The 19961-nt window shown below is 45.5% G+C and carries 23 protein-coding genes and 1 other annotated feature; of the genes, 14 read left to right on the top strand and 9 right to left on the bottom strand.

Annotation, left to right across the window (positions count from 1 at the left end):
- Positions 1-67: 67 nt before the first annotated feature.
- From BKD14_RS15275 to arsK, 8 genes are all read left to right on the top strand, one after another.
- Positions 68-1426, top strand: coding sequence for a DUF6538 domain-containing protein (locus tag BKD14_RS15275; RefSeq protein ID WP_075657081.1), 1359 nt, complete (start codon positions 68-70; stop codon positions 1424-1426).
- 751 nt (positions 1427-2177) lie between these two features.
- Entirely contained in the window at positions 2178-2870 is a 693-nt protein-coding gene (locus BKD14_RS15280) for a hypothetical protein (protein ID WP_075657082.1), read from the top strand.
- A gap of 97 nt (positions 2871-2967) precedes the next feature.
- Positions 2968-3023, top strand: a sequence feature (sul1 is cis-regulatory element that is thought to sense ions involved in sulfur or methionine metabolism; They are found in Alphaproteobacteria).
- 61 nt (positions 3024-3084) lie between these two features.
- Entirely contained in the window at positions 3085-4572 is a 1488-nt protein-coding gene (locus BKD14_RS15285; RefSeq protein WP_075657083.1) for a SulP family inorganic anion transporter, read from the top strand.
- 110 nt (positions 4573-4682) lie between these two features.
- A complete protein-coding gene (locus BKD14_RS15290) occupies positions 4683-5045 on the top strand; it encodes a metalloregulator ArsR/SmtB family transcription factor (RefSeq protein WP_075657084.1) in 363 nt (120 codons plus the stop codon).
- A 92-nt stretch (positions 5046-5137) separates the two neighbouring features.
- The gene (gene arsB, locus BKD14_RS15295) at positions 5138-6190 is read left to right on the top strand and encodes an ACR3 family arsenite efflux transporter (protein ID WP_075657085.1); all 1053 of its coding nucleotides are present in this window, start codon (positions 5138-5140) and stop codon (positions 6188-6190) included.
- Positions 6190-6603 carry an arsenate reductase (glutaredoxin) gene (arsC, locus tag BKD14_RS15300; protein ID WP_075657086.1) on the top strand — a complete coding sequence of 138 codons (414 nt, stop codon included), beginning with the start codon at positions 6190-6192 and terminating at the stop codon, positions 6601-6603. The genes arsB and arsC (BKD14_RS15300) overlap by 1 nt, the downstream gene beginning before the upstream one ends.
- Positions 6600-7310 (top strand): arsenical resistance protein ArsH, encoded by a 711-nt coding sequence (gene arsH, locus BKD14_RS15305; RefSeq protein ID WP_075657087.1) that lies wholly within the window; start codon positions 6600-6602, stop codon positions 7308-7310. Before arsC (BKD14_RS15300) ends, arsH begins: the two co-directional genes overlap by 4 nt.
- Positions 7307-8512: an arsenite efflux MFS transporter ArsK gene (arsK, locus tag BKD14_RS15310; RefSeq protein ID WP_075657088.1), complete on the top strand. Its 1206-nt coding sequence runs from the start codon at positions 7307-7309 to the stop codon at positions 8510-8512. Before arsH ends, arsK begins: the two co-directional genes overlap by 4 nt.
- Before the next feature lie 54 nt (positions 8513-8566).
- Here arsK and BKD14_RS15315 read toward each other — a convergent pair whose 3' ends face one another.
- Positions 8567-8827 (bottom strand): helix-turn-helix transcriptional regulator, encoded by a 261-nt coding sequence (locus tag BKD14_RS15315; protein ID WP_022709229.1) that lies wholly within the window; start codon positions 8825-8827, stop codon positions 8567-8569.
- Between the two features lie 221 nt (positions 8828-9048).
- Between BKD14_RS15315 and BKD14_RS15320 the strand changes: the two genes are divergently transcribed.
- The 3 genes from BKD14_RS15320 (at position 9049) to BKD14_RS15330 (ending at position 10651) form a co-directional block, all read left to right on the top strand.
- The gene (locus BKD14_RS15320; RefSeq protein ID WP_210215520.1) at positions 9049-9363 is read left to right on the top strand and encodes a hypothetical protein; all 315 of its coding nucleotides are present in this window, start codon (positions 9049-9051) and stop codon (positions 9361-9363) included.
- Positions 9364-9411: 48 nt separating this feature from the next.
- Positions 9412-10185: an outer membrane beta-barrel protein gene (locus tag BKD14_RS15325; RefSeq protein ID WP_075657089.1), complete on the top strand. Its 774-nt coding sequence runs from the start codon at positions 9412-9414 to the stop codon at positions 10183-10185.
- A gap of 82 nt (positions 10186-10267) precedes the next feature.
- The gene (locus BKD14_RS15330; protein ID WP_075657090.1) at positions 10268-10651 is read left to right on the top strand and encodes a phospholipid-binding protein; all 384 of its coding nucleotides are present in this window, start codon (positions 10268-10270) and stop codon (positions 10649-10651) included.
- 65 nt (positions 10652-10716) lie between these two features.
- Here BKD14_RS15330 and BKD14_RS15335 read toward each other — a convergent pair whose 3' ends face one another.
- The 3 genes from BKD14_RS15335 to BKD14_RS15345 all read right to left on the bottom strand — a co-directional run bounded on the left by BKD14_RS15335 (position 10717) and on the right by BKD14_RS15345 (position 12567).
- Positions 10717-11337: a recombinase family protein gene (locus tag BKD14_RS15335; protein ID WP_075657171.1), complete on the bottom strand. Its 621-nt coding sequence runs from the start codon at positions 11335-11337 to the stop codon at positions 10717-10719.
- Between the two features lie 165 nt (positions 11338-11502).
- Positions 11503-11814 carry a hypothetical protein gene (locus tag BKD14_RS15340; RefSeq protein WP_075657091.1) on the bottom strand — a complete coding sequence of 104 codons (312 nt, stop codon included), beginning with the start codon at positions 11812-11814 and terminating at the stop codon, positions 11503-11505.
- Between the two features lie 87 nt (positions 11815-11901).
- Positions 11902-12567, bottom strand: a complete 666-nt coding sequence (locus tag BKD14_RS15345) for a hypothetical protein (RefSeq protein ID WP_075657092.1) — start codon at positions 12565-12567, stop codon at positions 11902-11904.
- A 66-nt stretch (positions 12568-12633) separates the two neighbouring features.
- On the opposite strand from BKD14_RS15345, the gene BKD14_RS15350 reads away from it, so the two are divergent.
- Both BKD14_RS15350 and BKD14_RS15360 read left to right on the top strand, forming a co-directional pair.
- On the top strand, positions 12634-13572 hold the full coding sequence (locus tag BKD14_RS15350) for a metallophosphoesterase (protein ID WP_083647214.1): 939 nt from the start codon (positions 12634-12636) through the stop codon (positions 13570-13572).
- 844 nt (positions 13573-14416) lie between these two features.
- Positions 14417-14887, top strand: coding sequence for an HD domain-containing protein (locus BKD14_RS15360; protein WP_075657094.1), 471 nt, complete (start codon positions 14417-14419; stop codon positions 14885-14887).
- 413 nt (positions 14888-15300) lie between these two features.
- Here BKD14_RS15360 and BKD14_RS15365 read toward each other — a convergent pair whose 3' ends face one another.
- On the bottom strand, positions 15301-15561 hold the full coding sequence (locus BKD14_RS15365) for a hypothetical protein (protein WP_075657095.1): 261 nt from the start codon (positions 15559-15561) through the stop codon (positions 15301-15303).
- Positions 15562-15783: 222 nt separating this feature from the next.
- Between BKD14_RS15365 and arsC (BKD14_RS15370) the strand changes: the two genes are divergently transcribed.
- The gene (gene arsC, locus BKD14_RS15370) at positions 15784-16197 is read left to right on the top strand and encodes an arsenate reductase (glutaredoxin) (RefSeq protein WP_075657096.1); all 414 of its coding nucleotides are present in this window, start codon (positions 15784-15786) and stop codon (positions 16195-16197) included.
- Positions 16198-16259: 62 nt separating this feature from the next.
- Here the strand turns inward: arsC (BKD14_RS15370) and BKD14_RS15375 are convergent, their stop codons facing one another.
- From BKD14_RS15375 to BKD14_RS15390, 4 genes are all read right to left on the bottom strand, one after another.
- Positions 16260-17468 carry a lactate oxidase gene (locus BKD14_RS15375; RefSeq protein WP_028233538.1) on the bottom strand — a complete coding sequence of 403 codons (1209 nt, stop codon included), beginning with the start codon at positions 17466-17468 and terminating at the stop codon, positions 16260-16262.
- Between the two features lie 34 nt (positions 17469-17502).
- On the bottom strand, positions 17503-18069 hold the full coding sequence (locus BKD14_RS15380; RefSeq protein WP_022710570.1) for a YceI family protein: 567 nt from the start codon (positions 18067-18069) through the stop codon (positions 17503-17505).
- A gap of 352 nt (positions 18070-18421) precedes the next feature.
- Complete coding sequence (locus tag BKD14_RS15385) at positions 18422-19012, bottom strand: NTP transferase domain-containing protein (protein ID WP_075657097.1); 591 nt, start codon at positions 19010-19012, stop codon at positions 18422-18424.
- The gene (locus BKD14_RS15390) at positions 19005-19928 is read right to left on the bottom strand and encodes an XdhC family protein (RefSeq protein ID WP_075657098.1); all 924 of its coding nucleotides are present in this window, start codon (positions 19926-19928) and stop codon (positions 19005-19007) included. The genes BKD14_RS15385 and BKD14_RS15390 overlap by 8 nt, the downstream gene beginning before the upstream one ends.
- Between the last annotated feature and the right edge of the window lie 33 nt (positions 19929-19961).

Genomic DNA, 19961 nt, shown 5'->3' on the forward strand with positions numbered 1-19961 from the left:
AGCCGTTGAAAACATTGATTTTCATCATCTTCCATAATATTATGGTACAAAAGGTGGTACAAAATCATTGAAAAAATACTCCCCTGACATTCCCCATTTGTACGTCCGACGAAAGACTTTCGTCTTTCGCCTTGTCATACCTGCACATCTGCGCAGCCTTGCAGGGAAATCAGAATTCAAAGCTTCACTGAAAACCAAAGACCTTTCAGTCGCCATGAAGCAATATGGCGAAGTCGAACCATATTATCAAAGCCTTATGGAAAAACTTCGCAATGGTGAAGACCTGACCAACTATTCAGAGCTAAGCTACGAAGAAGTTATGCGTATGGCACAAGTCACCGGACGAATTTACAAACCGCTTGATCAGCTTATCCAAAATCCAGCACAATTAATGCAGACCCACAGCGAATGGACAAAAGCAGGCAAACCGAAAGGGCGCGAATTTTCAAGCTACTTTGGCACAGCCGAAGCTACCATGAAGCTGTCCAATCTAGTCGCATTCTACGAAGATGATCAGGTGCATATGCTGAGTTCTTTAAACGACAGAGAAAGATCAAAAAAACTAACCCCATTGAAGAATGCCGTTACGCAGTTAACGTCCTTCTTAGGAAAAGATATCGATCTGTCCTCCTTAGATCGTCAGCAGGCACGAAATTTCCATAGACACTTAAAGCACAAGATTGCAACGCAAGAAATTAAAGCAAACACCGCTAGTAAATATATTACACACTTACGCGTCCTTATCAAAACCTACAAAATCGCACATGATGACGAAACAGAAACTGTCTTTGATGGACTAAACTTCCAAGCACAAGAGAATGCGCGACCTCCGTTTACAATCGACTTCTTAAACGAACGCTGGTTCAAAAAGGATGCATTCACACAATTAAACCCGTGTGCAAAGGCACTTCTTTTTGCTGTGATAGACACGGGTTGTTCATTTAAAGAACTCTGTGGCCTCGATCCAGAAAAAGATATCCGCCTCAACGTCGCTATTCCACACATTATCATTCAGGGAAATGAACATCGGCAGTTAAAGACTACACATCGCAAACGTACTATCCCGCTCACAGGGTATTCCTTGCAGGCCTTTAAGACTTTTCCAGCGGGTTTCACACAGTACGCGACAGACAATGGCCCATCAAATGCATCAGGTCTGATAAATAAGTATATGCAGAACAATGGGCTTTTAGAAACCGATCAACACTCCGTCTACAGTCTACGCCACACGTTTAAAGACCGCTTGAGAAAGCACGGCATCCCTGAAGAACTACAGCACGACTTAATGGGACATAAAGATCAAGGAATGGGTTCCCATTACGGAAATGGTTATCCGCTAGAAGAAACCGTGACATATTTACAACGAATGAGTGCCGATTGGAAATATCTCTCTTTGAATGATAAAGAAAATCGACTTTCTAGATAAATACTTTTGTTAGCAGGCTCTGCAGGTCATTCACCCTCATCGCACAACCATTCGTGATGAAGACCAAAGTCAGGACTGCATAACAGAAGGGACATCGATGCATTGATCAATGCATGATAAATACAAACACATTGACCTTGATAACTATAAAGCATGCCTGCAAGAAGTCGGGGATATGCTCAGAAAAAATAATGATCATAACGGTTTTCGAAAAATCACTGCTGAATGGAACGCAGTCAAAGCCTATGAAAACTCGATGATTGCACCATGGGATTAATACGCTTCCCGTAATTCATGCGTATTCGTTGCCTGATAATACCTTCCGAAGGCAACACTCAGCAAACCACTCTCATCGATAAATACCAGACAGAGGAACTTTGCCTCTGCAGCATGAGCACATGTTATTTCTGGTCGGTGCAGCAAGATAAATACAACGTAGATGTTCGGCAAAAGTACTTTACTGCTTCCTGCATACTTGCCTCATCACACAGTAAAGTTCTCTTTGTTGTTCATAACAGAGCAAAAAAGCAATAGAACTAATATCACCATAGCCCAATGCGTCCTGATAAATCAGGGTCACATCATTCATTACTTCTGAAAAGAATTGAGATCAATGTATGAGCGGCACAAGCTATTTCCAATAGCAAGTATCGAAGGCAAAAATGCATCGAGAACGTGGAAATAGATTTCATTTACATTCAACAGTTCAAGGATTTCCTTGCACTGATGGTATACTATTATGAGAAACAATATGAGAAAAGTATTTTTACATGAAGAATTAGTAACGCACATTCCGAACTTGATGAATGCATACGGACGATTTCAGTACCATTCAGAACCAGACAAAATATGGTCACTGGGGAATGAAATTGATCACCAAAAACACGTTTACGAACTCACCGCACACTTTAACAACACTGATAGAAGAACGACTGAATTACAGTTCGGTATGGATAAGATGTGCTGTGACTTTCACAGCCATTTAAGTCGCTCACTACTGGGGAACAACTGGACTATTACTAAGAACCTTCATAAGCAGCCAATGCTGGTATGCTTCTTTGATCACGAAGGTACAAGACAACGTCAAAGCCTAGCCCGCAGCGTATACCCACATATTCATGGTCTGTTGCTCATTCATGATGCCACCTTCGAAAAGTTTATAGATATTACAGAAAAACGCCCCAACGAACGACGGTACTTACTGCAAAAGCCATGGGCTTTCAAAGAAGTGTCATTCAAACCGACGTTCAACGGCGTCGAAGGAATGAAGGAGTTTGTAAGTTACGCGTTGAAGTTTGACAAATCCAGTGCGAAATCTGGCAACAACCTGTTCCCATGGGATATCTATCCAAAATCCAACAAGAAATGGAACTCCGCTCTGAACGAAATTCCAGAGAACGAACTGAGATATTATAGCAGTGCACTGAAGCGATACCGGAATTAATCATCAATAGACATCATCGCGCAACCATAGCAGCGAATAAATACTCAGTGGGATATAATTGCAAAATACAAGATTTCCGATATTTATGGGGCATTAACAAGGACTCGGTGCAATTCCGAGTGGCTCTTCTGGCCGCCTATCCGCCAGACAACACTGCAACGGCATTCTTAAAAGCCAAATTTTCAGTTCGTTGCATCAGTGTGTAAAATTCCCAATGCTAAGATTAAAAGAATACCGCAGTCAGTGGTTTTCAAACATTCGTGGCGATATCTTATCGGGTATCGTTGTTGCTCTCGCTCTTATTCCTGAAGCGATAGGGTTTTCTGTTATTGCAGGCGTGGACCCCAAAGTTGGTTTGTATGCTTCATTTGCAATTGCATGTGTGGCAGCTTTTACCGGTGGTCGCCCTGCAATGATTTCAGCGGCTACAGCGGCCACAGCTGTCGTCATGGTATCACTCGTTAAAGAACATGGACTGCAATATCTTTTCGCAGCCACAATCTTAATGGGTATTCTTCAGATACTTGCCGGAGCATTAAAGTTGGCGCGGGTAATGCGTTTTGTTTCCCGTTCCGTCATTACCGGCTTTGTAAATGCACTGGCCATTTTGATCTTTATGGCTCAGCTACCGGAACTGATCGATGTTCCGACACAAACCTACTGGATGATTGCAGCCGGACTGGGGATAATCTATCTTTTCCCTTATCTGACCAAGGCAATCCCCTCGCCATTAATCGCAATTGTCGTACTGACGTTCATTGCATGGTCAACTGGTATGGAGTTACGGACAGTCGGTGATTTAGGGGAACTCCCTTCAGCTTTTCCAATTTTCGCCTTGCCACAAGTACCCCTCACCTTCGAAACTCTGCAGATCATATTCCCTTATTCCGTAACACTGGCATCTGTTGGCTTGCTTGAATCATTGCTGACAGCTCAAATTGTTGATGACATGACTGATACGCCCAGCAATAAAAATCAGGAATGCTACGGACAAGGAACAAGCAATATAGCTTCTGCACTTATCGGCGGAATGGGTGGCTGTGCCATGATCGGCCAGTCCGTGATCAATGTGTCGTCAGGCGGTCGCGGCAGACTCTCAACATTTGTAGCAGGCGCGTTTCTTCTTTTCCTGATTGTTGTGCTTAACGATCTTGTCAAAATCATTCCAATGGCAGCACTTGTTGCAGTAATGATTATGGTTTCAATCGGAACATTTTCTTGGCGCTCTGTGCTTGATCTGAGACGCAATCCGCTGCCTTCTTCAGTCGTCATGATTGCTACAGTTGTAACAGTCATTACAACGCATGATTTGGCAAAAGGCGTCATCGTTGGAGTGCTGTTATCAGGCATATTCTTTGCTGGAAAAGTTGCTAAACTTTTTACTGTTACCAAACAAAGCGACGAGAGCACAAACACACTTACCTATATGGTTGAAGGACAGATTTTCTTCGCTTCAGCTGAGAGTTTTATCCATTCTTTCGATTTCAGCAGCACACACGCTCTTATCATGATTGATGTCAGCCGAGCGCATTTGTGGGACATAACTGCTGTTGGGGCTCTTGATAAAGTCGTCTTAAAGCTTCGATCTTCCGGAGCACAGGTCGAAGTACGCGGTTTTAACCGTGCAAGCGCAGATATGATCGACAAGTTTGCTCTGCATGACAAAGCAGAACGACAAGCCGCCAGTAATTCGCTTCATTAAAAACAATGCTGGCATAGTCGAAAACTATGCCAGCACTCCCCCTCAGGTAGCCCCCCCTAATAATTTATCATTTGTGTTGACACAGTCCATATATCTATTATTCTAGATATATGGAAAATGAAACAGCAATCACTGCACTCGCAGCCTTAGCACAGGCCACACGACTGGAAACTTTCCGGTTGCTGGTCAAACACGAACCGAACGGTTTACCGGCAGGTGAACTGGCACGTGTATTGGATGTGCCCCAGAATACAATGTCAGCCCACCTGTCCACGCTGTCCCGCGCAGGATTGATCAAAGGAGAACGTCAGAGCCGGTCAATCATCTACCGTGCTGATCTTGATACATTTCGGGAACTGACGCTTTTCATGATCAAGGATTGTTGTGGCGGCAGTGAAGAACTCTGCACTCCCCTTATCCGGAGTCTTACGCCCTGCTGTACGTCAAAGGAGCAGCCGGATCATCCAGTCTGAATCCTCCTGCATAACAATCTGAAATTCACTGATTATCACAACTGAATAAGGCCGGTTTCGCTCCATGGCATAAAACCAGCCAAGGAAAAGCCATGTCTGTCTTTGAACGATATCTGACACTCTGGGTTGCCCTATGTATCATCATCGGGATTGCCTTGGGGCATCTGTTTCCCACAGCCTTCCATATGGTCGGGGCAGCAGAGATTGCCAAGGTCAATATACCTGTTGCCATCCTGATCTGGCTGATGATCATTCCCATGCTGCTCAAAATCGACTTCTCAGCGATGCGTCAGGTCGGCCAGTATTGGCGTGGCATCAGTGTGACACTCTTCGTCAACTGGGCAGTCAAACCCTTCTCTATGGCCTTGTTGGGTTGGCTGTTCATCGGTTGGCTGTTCCGGCCATATCTCCCGCAAGACCAAATCGACTCTTACATTGCCGGACTGATTATTCTGGCCGCAGCGCCATGCACAGCAATGGTCTTTGTCTGGTCTAACCTGATTAAGGGCGAACCCCATTTCACCCTGTCTCAGGTAGCACTGAATGACGCGATCATGGTCATTGCTTTTGCCCCGATTGTCGGCCTGCTTTTAGGATTATCAGCGATCACAGTGCCGTGGAATACACTGATTTTCTCAGTGGTTTTGTACATCATCTTTCCCGTCATCATCGCACAACTGATACGACGACGCAGCCTGCTCTCCAAGAATGGTAGCCAGCCCTTAAACAAACTGCTGAAGGCATTACAGCCATTATCGCTGATTGCTCTTCTTGCCACGCTTGTTTTGCTGTTTGGTTTTCAGGGGGAACAGATCATCGCCCAGCCACAGATCATCGCCATGCTTGCTGTACCGATCCTGATCCAAGTCTATTTCAACTCCGGTCTGGCCTATCTCCTGAACCGGATGTCGGGCGAACAACATTGTATTGCAGGCCCGTCTGCCATGATCGGCGCCTCAAACTTCTTCGAATTAGCCGTTGCTGCAGCCATCAGCCTTTTCGGCTTCAGTTCCGGTGCCGCCCTTGCAACTGTTGTGGGCGTATTGGTGGAAGTCCCCGTTATGCTCTCCGTTGTCTGGATCGTGAACAGATCGAAAGGCTGGTATGAACAAGGCAATAATCAAACGAAGACAGGTGATATCTAATGTCCGTTATAATCTATCACAACCCACAATGCGGAACTTCACGCAACACACTCGCCATGATCCGCGCCAGTGGTGAAGAGCCTGTCATCATTGAATATTTGCAAACGCCACTATCCAAAGAACAACTCTCAGAACTTGTTGCTGCCATGAAAATTTCCGTGCGGGATTTGCTGCGGGAAAAAGGCACGCCTTTTGCCGAACTGGATTTAGCCAATGCGAAATGGTCGGATGATCAATTGCTGGATTTCATTGTGCAACATCCGATCCTGATGAACAGACCGGTCGTAGCGACACCTCATGGCACAGCCCTTTGTCGCCCGTCAGAACGTGTTCTTGATCTTCTGGAAAATCCCGCTGTCAACTTTACCAAAGAAGACGGGGAACAGATCACTTATGAGCGGAAGGACAGATAATCGTGACACTGCCCAATCTTGACCTGCAGGCGTTTCGCACACCCGATTACGATAAGCTCCAAGCACCTTTACTGACACATAAACCGCGCATCCTGCTTCTATACGGGTCGCTGAGAGAACGTTCTTACAGCCGCTTCTTAACACTGGAAGCACAGCGGTTACTGGAGTTTATGGGGGCAGAAACACGGATATATCATGCCGATGGCCTGCCATTGCCAGATGACAGTACTGCTGATCACAGCAAGGTTCAGGAGTTGCGGGAAGCAATGGTGTGGTCAGAAGGACAAGTCTGGACCAGTCCTGAACGCCACGGCGCAATGAGTGCTGTCATGAAATCACAAATTGACTGGATACCTTTAGCGGGCGGTTCTGTACGCCCGACGCAAGGTCGCACACTGGCACTGATGCAGGTTTCCGGCGGCTCTCAGTCTTTCAACGCTTTGAACCAAATGCGTGTCTTAGGTCGATGGATGCGCATGATTACAATCCCCAACCAATCATCAGTCGCCAAAGCATGGCAAGAGTTTGATGACGCCGGACGCATGAAACCCTCTTCATTCTATGAAAGGGTTGTTGATGTCATGGAAGAACTCATCAAATTCACTATCCTGACACGGGGCATATCTGACCACCTTACCGACCGTTACAGTGAACGAAAAGAAGCCGCAGAGAAACTGGAAACCCGTGTTTCGTTGAAATCCATATGACCGATCAGCGCCTTCCTGCTTATGCAATACTGAGCCTTGGCCTCACACAAATCATCGGCTACGGCACACTCTACTATTCATTCAGTGTGCTGGCTCCGTCCATTGCGCATGGCTATCAGGCAACAACGGAATGGGTCTATGGAATATTATCCATAGCACTGCTAGCAGGTGGTGTGCTGGCACCGTGGCTGGGCAAACTTATTGACCGCTTAGGTGCTGCACAAATTATGACAGTCGGCTCTGCTTTTGCAGCGCTTTCTCTCATCCTTTGCGCAGTCTCCCCCAATTCGCTGGCCTTCATTGTAACGCTTACAATCGTGGAGATTGCAGCCAATCTTGTACAATACGGCGCCGCCTTTGCACTGCTTGTGCAGATCAAACCAGTGGTTGCCCAGCGCAGCATTGTCTATCTGACACTGATAGCCGGTTTTGCATCCACCATCTTCTGGCCACTCACATCATTACTACTGCAATGGCTGACATGGCAGCAAATCTATCTGGTCTTTGCCGGTCTCCATCTGGTGATATGCCTGCCGCTGCATTATTCCCTGACACGCACCAGCAAAACAACTCATGATCAACGTAAGAATGACGGCAAAGCAATACCTTCTGTAGCTGGCGTACTGCCTTTGGCATTAAGACGTAAAGGTTTCGCAGTACTTCTAACAGCTTTCAGCCTGCAAGCATTGATATCCTCTGCAATCCTTGTTCATATGATCCCGTTACTGGCCATATTGGGCTTGGCAAAATCAGCAGTCTTTATCGGCGCTGTGTTCGGACCATCGCAAGTCGCCAGCCGCCTTATCAATATGATGGCGGGAAAAAACCTATCCCCCGTGAACTTAGCCGTCATCGCAGCCTCGTTCATTGCCTTATCCGTTATGATATTGATGATCGGCGCACCTTATATTCCTGCAGCAATATTATTCGCCTGCTTGTTTGGTTTCGGCAATGGTCTGTTCAGCATTATAAGCGGTTCCCTCCCGTTATATTTATTTGGAAGCGCCGGATATGGTGCGATGCAGGGAAAACTGATGTCTGCGAGATTGGTGCTATCTGCCATAGCGCCATTTGCCATGGCTTTCGCATTTAAGAATACGAGTGTTTACATCACTCTGGCGATAATCATCGTCGTATCGATAGCGGGAGGCGGTCTGTACTTCATAATAAAGCAAGACTTACAGAGCAGAGCTTTGAATTGAGCCTATTACGCACTTAGTCTGTAAGCTAGGCCACATAGCATAGCACATTTCCAATTATTTATATTTTCGCCCCGCCTTCATTGGCTGCGGTGGCAGTGCGTCTTTATCAGGAACTTCAAAAAGCTCACTGACTGTCACTTGCAGTGCATCAGCCAATGCTTCCAGTGTCGAAATCGTGACGTTCTCTGTACCCCGTTCGACCCTCCCTACATATGACCTGTCAACATTTGACTCCAAAGCTAACCGCTCCTGAGAGAAGCCTTTAGCCACGCGAAGTTTCCGTAAATTCCAACCGATAATCTGTCTTGCGTTCATAGAACGATTAACAGTATAGACGGCTTGACAATCGACGGACTGCTGGGCACATATTAATTTTCAGCACACGTTAGTGAATCCAATGGATTCACATAACAATGTCGGGGGCAAATGAAGTGCAGAGCGAAGCGATCAAACGTATCGGGTCAATCAGCCAATCAGCTGCAACCCATCAGAAACATACGCAACACGACTAAGGTCGGAAAACAAAGGTCGCTTCGATGGCATACCCAATTCAAATGATAGAACCAGTTACCCATAGAACAGCAGTTGGTTTCAAAGGAATTTCTTGGACCTGCTTATTCTTTGGTCCATTCCCCGCATTGTTTCGCGGTCACTTTGTTGGTTTCTTAGTCATCCTACTTGCCGTTCTCTGCACCTTAGGCCTTGCAAGTATTGTGTTTATGTTTGTTTACAACAACTGGCATTACAATTGGCTTGTATCAAAAGGTTTTAAACCAGCGGGCGCCGCTATGGGCATGGGAATGATGGCCAATCAGAACATGATCAATGTTCATGTTGCCGAGTCCAAATAATACCTAACCAGACAACTTTCGAACTAAACAACTCAAGCAGGGGCAATTATGAAAATCCTACTACTCGCAGCAAGTGCACTTTCAGTTTCAACCACATTTGCAGTTGCAGCTGACGCTATTGTAGCACCAATCAATGAACCGGCAGCCATTACGACAGATTCACCTCGTTGGTTTATTGATGCAGGCGTCGGTGGTGCATGGTCAAATGCAAATGCACTCCACTTCATCAACCCAATTGGCACAGCTTTTACTGACAATGTAGTATCAGGCGACCGTATCCACCTGAACGATGTTGATAAAAAAGACAGCTCCGTCGGAGCAGTATTTAGCGTAGGCTATATGCTGGCACCTAACTACTACGTTAAAGGTTCGTATCGTTATTTCGGTCAACACGACTATAGCGGAAATGCGACCTTCAGTGGCGATGACTACGATCAAGACCTTCGCGTTCGCGCACATGGAGTATTCGTAGGCGCAGGTTATATCCATGACCTCACAGACCGTTTTTACGTAGATGCATTCGGTGAAATCGGCGCGTCTTTCTTGAAAGCCTCTGCCAAGCAGGGCGAAAACCTTTATCCTGACGATTTCGCTTCATTCCCATCTAAAAGCCAGACAAACTTTGCTGGCGGCCTCGGTCTTGGCGTTGGTTATAAAGTTACAGAAAACGTAGACTTCACTGTTACAGGTACTTACCACTGGCTCGGCAAAGCTGAAACAAACAAGGCACTTAACGTTCAATATATGAATGACGGGGAAATGCTGAAAGCCAAGAACATTGGTGTCGCAGGTGTTACTGCCGGTATTCGTGTGAAATTCTAATAACTAAAATGGGCAGTTTAACTGCCCATTTTCATAACATGTTTTGGCATGTAAACCTTTCGCATAATCACAAGAGAACATCATGCATAAATTGCTATTGATAAGTGCCGCAACATTCATTGTTTCAAGCAATGCTTTAGCGGCAGATATAGGTGTTACCTTTGAATGGGGTCCAACAAAAAAGTGCTTTGATTCAAAGTCACCGCCAATCAAACTCTCCAATGTTCCACAAGGCACGGCAAAACTCTTGATCAAAATGATAGATCAAAATGCATCGAGTTTTGATCATGGCGGCGGCAGCGTAGCCTTCAAAGGACAGTCACAACTTCCTTATGGCGCCTTTAAATACAAAGGTCCATGCCCGCCATCAGGAACGCACTTCTATAAAATTACAGTAAAAGCTGTTGATGCATCCGGTAAGACTTTAGGCTCTGGTTCGGCAACTCAGCCCTTTGCAAAGAAATAATCTCCCCCTCCCCCTGCATATTACTGGAGGGGGGGTCATACACATTGATAATCCATAATAAACATTTACAACAAGACTTGCGTATTATTCTTCAGCCGCGAAAGGGTTGATCTGGAACATCCGGTTGCCTGTATGATGCTATTCCAGCTTTGGCCGCTTTCAAGCATTTTCAATATAGCCTGATTACGGGATTTATTCTCCGGACGCCCTTTATACAGCCCTTGCTCTTTAGCCTTGGCTATTCCCTGCTTCTGCCGTCTACGACGATCTTCATAGTCTTTACGGGCAATGGCCGCGATCATGTCCAGCATCATATTATTAATGGCTTCTGACATACGGGCAGTGAATTCATCTGTACTTGAAACGGCCATTCCCCATGATGTCGGCAAATCAAGAGCAACCACTTTAACCTGTCTGTCGCGAATTTCAGACTTCAAACGTTCCCAGTCCATAGCATTCAAACGACTTAAGCGGTCCACCTGCTCTATCAGCAAAATATCACCTGCCTGACAGTCAGATAACAGACGAAAAAGTTCCGGACGGTTTAGCGATGCGCCACTTTCATTTTCAATATACGTGGCTGCAATCTTCAGGCCTTTATCGCTAGCGAACCGAAACAAATCATCTTTCGCCCTGCTAGCATCTTGTTCTTTCGTCGATGCACGAAGGTAAGCTCTCACAAACATACGAACCACCATAAAGTTCCATTTACATGGTTCCATTATAGGTGGTTCGTTATAAGTAATCAAATGATATTTATGGAACCAAGATCAGTACGGTTCGCTTAAGGCATAGACAAATTGAACCACAAGAAACAATCAACAGATCACAAAGGATCATGTTTCTGATCGTTATTCTTTTTCCATTTTAGCCCACGTATGATCCTGATGTTCAATCTGAGCCATACAATCAAAACAAGAAATATTATCGCTGTAGTGCTCCAGCGCAGACAAATGTTCTTTATCAGTCAGGCGCTTTTCACAGTCATGTATTCTGTCCCCCTCACAAACCGGATTAAAGTAGCCTTTTAGTACGTATTTTTGCTTATCCGTCAGCGTATCAACCCCGCGTGCAACCGCCTGCGCAGCAACACCTTTAGCAGCATCACTTTCCAACAAATCCCTTTCGGATAAGATTCGTAGTATACTCTCTTTAATTCCCATAACTTCCTCCGCTTGTTACCTACGTACATTCTAAATAAAATATATATGATCAACATAGTTGATCATCACTTTGACAATCCAACGGACTTAGTCGTATGAACGTATCGAATCTCGCAGGCATTTATGCCATCGCATATCAACACGCGCCTGATCTTCCGTACCGTAGCACCACCCTGATTTTTCCAATGCCTGAACCACGGCACTCCGCCGTACACAAGCCTTCATAGTTTTTGGATCATCCGGATTACTCCCACGACAAATAGTTTCCTCAGCTTCCCATTGCATAATCAGTTTTTTCACACCCTTCACAAAGTACGAAATCTTTCCAGCATGATCTAACTCCGGTTTAGCGGCTGGTAGAGCTTCAAGTCCTTTTGCAGAACCATCCCACTCACATGCAACTAAGTCACGTCCATCAATTCGAATGTTCTTGCTCGACAATACATCAAGAAAAAATTGCTGCTCACCTATATCTTCAAATTCTCTGCAATCAGCTTTCACATAAAAACGCCCATTTCGAACCTTCTTCACCTCAGCAACCAGACAACTAACTTCCGGAAAGGAAAATTGACGCCCATTTTGTTCAATAGACAATTCGACAAAATCCAGCTCTCCTTTCTTAAGAAGGGTGCAGTCTGCCTTCGATGAAACAAAACTCCCTTCACTAATGGGCAATTGACTCTGCGCTACGGCACCCTCTGAATAAGTAAAAGTGAACAAAACGAACGACAATATGTATGAATAATTCTTCATCGAACACCTAAAAGCGATAAAAGATTGCTTTCTTTATTAATTCACATTTTATTTTTTGGAATCACTATGACAACAATAGGATACGATATTATTGGTGATATTCATGGAAATAGTACAAAATTACACAGTCTTTTATTTAAGTTAGGGTATACTAAGGCTAATTCTTATGGGTACACCCATTCCGAAAGGAAAGTAATTTTCCTTGGTGATTTCATTGATCGCGGACCGCAGCAACTTGATACCGTCCTGACGGCCAAAGCTATGATTGAAAACGGCTCTGCCTTAGCGGTAATGGGTAATCACGAATACAACGCCATTTGCTATGCCACGCCAAATCCATACGACCCCAAAGACTATTTACGCACCCATTCAGGGAACACTGGGAAAAAGAACTTCCAGCAACACGCTGCATTCCTGAATGGGGTGCAACATGATTCCGTTCTCTACAATGAACTTATTTCGTTCTTCAAGGCACTCCCCCTCTGGCTTGAAATTGACGACATCCGCGTCGTTCACGCCTGCTGGAATATGCAGAAACAAAAACAACTGAGGCCGTTCTTAACCAGCGACAACTGTTTGACAGAGGCAGGCATTATTGAGAGCGCCAAAGAAGGCAGCGTAGCCTTTGAAGCAACTGAATTGCTCTTGAAAGGACTGGAACTCCCCCTTCCCAGCGGCGTGAAGTTTCAAGACGCAGATGGTTATGAACGCCAATCTGTACGCCTAAAATGGTGGGACAACACCGCTAATGATTATGAATCCCTTGCGCTTTTGCCAAAAGCCATAACCCAGACCCTGCCAAGGGATATAATCCCAAACCTTGATGCTTATCGCTACAATGAAGATACTATGCTTTTCATTGGTCACTACTGGTTAACGGGCAAGCCAAAACCATTATCTTCCAATGTCATTTGCGTCGATTACAGTGCTGGTAAAGGCGGCGATCTCGTTGCTTATCGTCACGACATCGCGCAACCCTATTCAATCAATAACTTTATAACGTAAGCAATTTAATCGAGACTTGGACAAACAGCAAAGCATGGATATCGAAGGCATTACGCTTGTGATTCAATATCGTGATAATTCCCTTATATGCCAAGGCACAAATTCAGCATATTCTTATCTACCCCGCACGACTGGTTTCAACGATGTTGCTTCTGAATGCATCATCACCTAATCTTGCAATCAGCAACATATAGCGAGGGCCGTTATGAGAGAAAAAATTCATAAGCTTATCGTCGACGCCGTTACTATTGACCACACACTTAAAGAACCATTTTCAGCACATGATGTGCGTCGTATATGCCCCGGCTGGGGACTTCCCCGTTATTATTCTTATCTCGCTGCCAATTGCACTGAACATAGTATGGGAGAGGTAGCACTTTATATGAGGGTTGGGCGCGGAAGATATTCACTTAATAAATTCTCCCAACATACGGATACGAATTAGTATGCACTCATCCCGATTGCAAAGCCTTCCGTTCCCTTGCTAGTGTGAATGTCAAGACACACCTTACAGCTGCAGAACTAGCGTGTAGCATCATATAAAATGGCAATTGCTAAACTGTCTCTTGCAACTAGCTTCACAGAAGTACATTTCACCATAATACAAGATACAGTATATTCCACATGCACTAAAAAATGCATATCGCACCTCTCCATTACACTAGCATTTCAGCAACACTATATCTGACCATGTAATGGTGCGAGCATAGTCATGTCGTCTGGTTTTCATAGCCAGATAATCAATCACTACCCCCTGAACAAACCTGACCATCAGCTCGAAGGCCTTACGGCCATACACCAATTTGCTTTCACTTTTACAGGCAGATCAGCAAGGAGAATAAGAATGATACTTGAAACAGCGAAAGCGATTGCGCGAAAGTACCATCAAGGGCAGGTTGATAAAGCAGGCGTTGATTATTTTTCATGGCACTTAACCGCTGTCGCATCACAGATTAACGACAACGAACTAGCGAAAGCAATCGCTTATCTCCATGATATCATAGAAGACTGCGATATAGCACCAAAGCAACTTGAATCCGAATTAATGGCAGGCGGAATTACTGAACAGAGAGCTTTGACCATTTCACGCGTTGTGCAGCTCTTAACGAAGCCAGATGTCGACTACTTTGCTTACCTTGAAGCGGTCAAAGCTGACCCATTAGCGAAAATCGTAAAGCTTGCAGACCTAACCCACAATATGGATCGATCCCGCCTGAATTCCTTATCTGAAAAAGATGAAATGCGCCTTGCGAAATATGCAAAGGCATATGTTTTTTTGACTGATAGACATAACAATCCACAGCCAACACCGTAAGACAAACCTTCTACTTCAAAAATTCATCACAATTATGGTACAAAAAATGGTACAAAATTCATTTTTTGAATTTTCAATATATCTATAAAAATCAATATATTAATAGATTTAAATGAGAAAACAGAATCCCGCTCTCTCCGCCAGTTATCAAGTTTAAACATTTAATGCATCTGAATAGTTCACAAGTATCGGCTAGATACTCACCAACTCCCTTTGAAAACCGATAAATCTCTAAAATATAGCCGACCATACTTATTGAGGATCTATTAACATACATAACGTTGATTCAAACAATCAGCTCGCCTTAACTCCCACCCCTAAAAAACAAGGTTAAATTATTCTTAGGCCTCATTTTTACAATCCATTCAACTTAGACATATTTTATTTCAATTTTGACGACGCAGCTACACCTACTACTTTCTATACCCGCCAAAAAAGTAATCATACTTAGAAAGATCTATTTTTTCATCAATATAGTTTTGAAAAAAATTCGCCATTTCTTCGTCAAAAAAATATGTATCAAATATTGAATCATATGTATTTTTATTTAAAATCCTACGGATATCGCTTACAGAAATTTTATCAATCACATACTCTTTTATAAACTTATCACCGTCTTTCTCATAAATCTCGACAGACCAAGTTATGGCACTATAGTCTACATTTCCGCTCATAATCTTGTCCCCATACCTAAGGTTTAACCATCTAAGGCAATCAACGAAATTACCACTCTTTCATGGATAGAGCTAATCAAAGATCGATTCTAAAACACATCAATCATCTAGTGCGTTGATCCCGATATTTAGGCACCTTATGCTTTCATCATCAAGATGATTAACCGGCCAAAAAACTGGTATATGTAAGGCAATGATCGAACCAAGGCAGGTCAATCTCTGATGTCCGTTACAATTTATCATAACCCTGCATGCGGTACTTCACGCAATACACTCGCCATGATCCGCGCCAGCGGTGAAGAGTCTGTCATCATTGAATATTTGCAAACGCCACCTTCCAAAGAACAACTGTCAGAGCTTCTTGCAACCATGAAAATCCCGGTGCGTGATTTATTGCGGGAAAAAGGAACACCTTTTGCGGAGCTGGATCTGGAAAATCCCAAATGGTCTGACGATCAGTTGCTCGGTTTCATTGTGCAGCATCCCATCCTGATGAACAGACCGATTGTCGTGTCACCACGTGGCGCTGCGCTTTGTCGTCCGTCAGAGCTTGTTCTCGATCTTCTGGAAAATCCGGTTGCCAGTTTCACCAAAGAAGACGGCGAACAAATTACTCATGTCATTTCTCAATTGTGACCTGCAGACATAAAAAGGCGACCGGAAAACCGGCCGCCTCATGCACTGCATATCGATAATAATTATTCGAAGTCTTTATCGCTATAGAGCTTTGTTTTCTTCACTTCTTCAATGTTTTTCACACCACCCAGCATCATATTGATGGTCAGCTCTTTATTCAGCTGCTGGATCACGGAGTTGACACCTTCCGACCCGCCGAGATTAAGGCCATAAAGGATCGGACGGCCAACAGCGACCACATCCGCGCCGCTTGCCAGTGCCTTAAACACATGTGAACCGCGACGCACACCACTGTCGAAAACAATCGGAACGCGCTTATTCACGACCTTGGCAATCGAAGGCAGAACATCAAAAGAAGCAGGACCACTGTCGAGCTGACGGCCACCGTGGTTGGAAACCCAGATACTGTCTGCACCGGCTTTAATCACCACGTCAGCATCTTCCGGCGACTGAATACCTTTCACAATCACCGGCAGACCGGTCATGTCTTTTACATATTTAATATCGGCTGGTGTGAATGCCTGTTTGGCCTGTGCATAGATTTCACTGATGCCTGCACCTTTACCGGTTTTGGAACCATCATCATTCTGCTTGGCAAACAGTTCCAGATTGGCAAAGCCCAGCGGGAACTGGAAGTTATTCTTGATATCGTCTTCACGATAACCGCCGACCGGTGAGTCAACGGTCAGAATAATCGCCTTGGCACCGCTGTCTTTGGCACGTTTCAGAGTAAATTCGTTAAACGCTTCATTCTTGCTCATATAGAGCTGGAAGAAGAACGGATTACCGTCGGATACCGCAGCCACTTCTTCAATGGTTTTATTGCCATAGGTGCTCAGAGAGAAGATCGAACCCGCTTTTGCCATGCCTTTGGCCGTAGCGATTTCACCATCCTGATGTGCCAGCCCCTGTGCCGCCATCGGTGCCTGAATAACAGGGGTTTTCAGATCAATACCAAGATAATTAGTCTTCAGATCAATGTCTGACAATTCAATGCCCTGCATGACGCGCGGCATAATATATTTCTTGTCAAACACCGAGGTGTTGGAGCGCAGATTCTGCTCATTTTCTGCACCGCCACGAATATAGCCGAATGCGCCTTTATCCATATTGGCCTTAACCTGAGCTTCAAGTTCACCCAGATTGGTGATCTTGACAGGGCCTTCCGCGGTGCTGGCTTTATAGTCAGCGGCATGAGCAACGCCAAGGGAAAGAGCAAGCGCAATTGCGCTCAGCGAGACTGCATATTTTTTGCTAAGAAATGTTTTCATCGTACAAACTCCCGGCTTTGCGCCGATTGACTGTTTACTGTTTGACAGCTTCTGCCTGAATTTTCAGAGTGACCATTTTCTCCATGCCTTCTTTGACAAGGAAATCCACGCCCCATTTGGTGCGGTCGATTGTAACTTCGAAGTCACCGCCACAAACTTCAGCATTCAACATCGGGTTCTGGTAGCAGTTGAACTTGGTCGCCTTGAGCTGCACAGGATGTGTCTGGCCTTTGATAGTCAGATTACCGTCAACCGAAACCAGCTTGTTATCAGCGACATTCCACTTGGTAGATGTAAAATCGATTGTCGGATACTTCGCTGCATCAAGAAGATCAGCGCTTTTCATATGCGCATCGAAACCCTTGATGCCTGTATTCAAAGTATCGACAGGAATAGACACTTTCACAGAACCGGTCTGCGTTTCCGGTGAATAGCTGATGTCTCCTTTAATACCGTAGAAGCCACCGGTATTGGTGGAGGTATTAAAGTGATCAATATAAAATACTGCCTTTGTATGATCGGGATCCAGCTTATAGTCAGCCGCCTGCGCAGCAGAAACGGTCAGCAAAGAAGCAAGAAGCGGTAATATAATTTTCTTCATTTTTGTTATTCCTGTTTTAGGCATTCGATAATTAGTACAGCAAATGCGATCTTCAACCGGCGTGTGGCACAAAACAGAATGAGCCACTCTGCTTTGTTATCATCCGGTTCAAACCTGCATTTCGACATGCACTGTTTTCTGTGGTGGAGAGCTAGGGAATGAACTGAAAACCAGTTCCGCTCGTATGGCTAAACAATAAGCCTCTGGCGCGCTGCTGAGTAGAGCGGATTTTAATAAGCACTGTTCTAAAAACAGGACAATTATTCAGTACAGACTAATAAGATCAGAAATTCGACCTGTACGGATGATAAAAAAGCGCCAAAATGCGCTTTCTATAGTGGTAAAAGAGCTGTCAGAGCGACGTCTGTAAAATCTGCCGGATCTGCTCGAAATCCGTCATCGTATCAATATCGGCAAAGGCCGGTGCAGCGATTTCTGCAAATTCTGCCTGAGGCAAAAGACTGCGCGCTCCGCCCTCACCTGCAAGCGGCAAATTTCTCAAATGCTCTGTCAGGCACAAAGCCGGAGGGCCGCTATAATCACCGGATGAAGATGCAATCACCGGCGCTGTGCTGTGCGCAGCCAAATGCAATAAATGCTCAATATGAGAGTGCGGCACCAGCGGCATATCCGCAAGACAAATCAGCACCCGTGACTGCGCCTGAATTTCCGCCAGACCGCGATGCAGGGAGCCAAGCATGCCTGCCTCAACATCTTCTGTCAGCGCCAGCGTAAAGCCTGCATCCGCATAGGCATTCGTCCACGGCGCAAAGCTACGGCAGGTTACAATCCGTTTACCCCATGAAAACCCGTCAAGCACCTGCAATATGTGATGCGCCACAGGCTTGGTGCCGAGCATAGCATTCAGCTTATCGCCATCCGTATAGCGCGAACCTGCCCCTGCCCCCAGCACCAGAACAGCAACCGAAAACGCATCAACCATGACGCACATCCTTGGCTTGTTCTGTCTTACGCGCCATGATCTCTGCCAGAACCGATATAGCTAAAGAGCGTGCATCACGCACGGGTCCAAACAGGCCTATTGGCGCGGACAACCGCGCAATCTGCTCTTGTGAAAAACCGTCTTTCAGCAATTGCGCGCGCCGCACTTCATGGGTGCGCCTGCTGCCGAGACAGCCGATATAAAAAGCTGTGCCGTTCAATGCCTGCTTCAATAATGGTAGTTCCTTATCAAGATCATGCTGAAGAAATACCACGGCCGTCGCTTCATCTGTATCCGCAGGCAGTGTATCGCGCATAGCCTCGACATTCAGTGCTGTCGCAGCCTGGTAAAGCACTTCACTTTCCAGCCCCTGCCCCAGCAGCACAAGGCGCAATGCAGGCGGCAGAGCAACAGCGAACTGGCCTTCATGCCAGCCGGTGTTGCGCGATATTTCGGAACAGGTCAAAGACTGGTGCTGAGGGTGATAGAGCAATGCTGCACTCTGTCGGCGCGCATGATAGCCCAGCACCGCATCCAGTGCCTGCGTATCCCGCAGCACATGGATAGCCAGCACAATCCCGCCGCCGCAGGGCAGCACCACATCAAAATAGGAAGACCCTTTGCCGAGCCGCAATATTCTGTCCTGCTGCTCTGCCAACGCCTGCACAGCCTCGCGTGCAACGACACCTTCAACACAGCCACCGGAGACCATGCCGCAATAACCGCCATTCGCAGTAACGGCCATCATCGCACCGGCAGCACGGGAAGACCCGCCGATAATTTCCGTCAGCATAACCAGCGCGCAAGGTTTGCCCTGCTGCACAGTTTCATGCGCAAAACGCAGCACATCAATCGTCTGATCTGTATGAAATAAGCGATGCACATCGACTTTATCGGGTACGATACCATCGTCCATAGCAATGATGCCTTATAAAAATTATGTCTCAAA

It is taken from the genome of Pseudochrobactrum sp. B5, from assembly GCF_001939785.1.
Lineage (GTDB): Bacteria > Pseudomonadota > Alphaproteobacteria > Rhizobiales > Rhizobiaceae > Pseudochrobactrum > Pseudochrobactrum saccharolyticum.

What these genes read in the sequence shown, in the direction of transcription:
- BKD14_RS15345 (WP_075657092.1), bottom strand. Translation starts at nt 12,567, where the DNA reads ATGAAGAATTATTCATACATATTGTCGTTCGTTTTGTTCACTTTTACT.
- BKD14_RS15375 (WP_028233538.1), bottom strand. Translation starts at nt 17,468, where the DNA reads ATGAAAACATTTCTTAGCAAAAAATATGCAGTCTCGCTGAGCGCAATT.
- arsC (WP_075657086.1), top strand. Translation starts at nt 6,190, where the DNA reads ATGTCCGTTATAATCTATCACAACCCACAATGCGGAACTTCACGCAAC.
- BKD14_RS15350 (WP_083647214.1), top strand. Translation starts at nt 12,634, where the DNA reads ATGACAACAATAGGATACGATATTATTGGTGATATTCATGGAAATAGT.
- BKD14_RS15365 (WP_075657095.1), bottom strand. Translation starts at nt 15,561, where the DNA reads ATGAGCGGAAATGTAGACTATAGTGCCATAACTTGGTCTGTCGAGATT.
- BKD14_RS15315 (WP_022709229.1), bottom strand. Translation starts at nt 8,827, where the DNA reads ATGAACGCAAGACAGATTATCGGTTGGAATTTACGGAAACTTCGCGTG.
- BKD14_RS15360 (WP_075657094.1), top strand. Translation starts at nt 14,417, where the DNA reads ATGATACTTGAAACAGCGAAAGCGATTGCGCGAAAGTACCATCAAGGG.
- BKD14_RS15290 (WP_075657084.1), top strand. Translation starts at nt 4,683, where the DNA reads ATGGAAAATGAAACAGCAATCACTGCACTCGCAGCCTTAGCACAGGCC.
- BKD14_RS15390 (WP_075657098.1), bottom strand. Translation starts at nt 19,928, where the DNA reads ATGGACGATGGTATCGTACCCGATAAAGTCGATGTGCATCGCTTATTT.
- BKD14_RS15335 (WP_075657171.1), bottom strand. Translation starts at nt 11,337, where the DNA reads ATGTTTGTGAGAGCTTACCTTCGTGCATCGACGAAAGAACAAGATGCT.
- arsK (WP_075657088.1), top strand. Translation starts at nt 7,307, where the DNA reads ATGACCGATCAGCGCCTTCCTGCTTATGCAATACTGAGCCTTGGCCTC.
- BKD14_RS15320 (WP_210215520.1), top strand. Translation starts at nt 9,049, where the DNA reads ATGGCATACCCAATTCAAATGATAGAACCAGTTACCCATAGAACAGCA.
- arsC (WP_075657096.1), top strand. Translation starts at nt 15,784, where the DNA reads ATGTCCGTTACAATTTATCATAACCCTGCATGCGGTACTTCACGCAAT.
- BKD14_RS15285 (WP_075657083.1), top strand. Translation starts at nt 3,085, where the DNA reads ATGCTAAGATTAAAAGAATACCGCAGTCAGTGGTTTTCAAACATTCGT.
- arsB (WP_075657085.1), top strand. Translation starts at nt 5,138, where the DNA reads ATGTCTGTCTTTGAACGATATCTGACACTCTGGGTTGCCCTATGTATC.
- BKD14_RS15385 (WP_075657097.1), bottom strand. Translation starts at nt 19,012, where the DNA reads ATGGTTGATGCGTTTTCGGTTGCTGTTCTGGTGCTGGGGGCAGGGGCA.
- BKD14_RS15280 (WP_075657082.1), top strand. Translation starts at nt 2,178, where the DNA reads ATGAGAAAAGTATTTTTACATGAAGAATTAGTAACGCACATTCCGAAC.
- BKD14_RS15330 (WP_075657090.1), top strand. Translation starts at nt 10,268, where the DNA reads ATGCATAAATTGCTATTGATAAGTGCCGCAACATTCATTGTTTCAAGC.
- BKD14_RS15380 (WP_022710570.1), bottom strand. Translation starts at nt 18,069, where the DNA reads ATGAAGAAAATTATATTACCGCTTCTTGCTTCTTTGCTGACCGTTTCT.
- BKD14_RS15325 (WP_075657089.1), top strand. Translation starts at nt 9,412, where the DNA reads ATGAAAATCCTACTACTCGCAGCAAGTGCACTTTCAGTTTCAACCACA.
- BKD14_RS15340 (WP_075657091.1), bottom strand. Translation starts at nt 11,814, where the DNA reads ATGGGAATTAAAGAGAGTATACTACGAATCTTATCCGAAAGGGATTTG.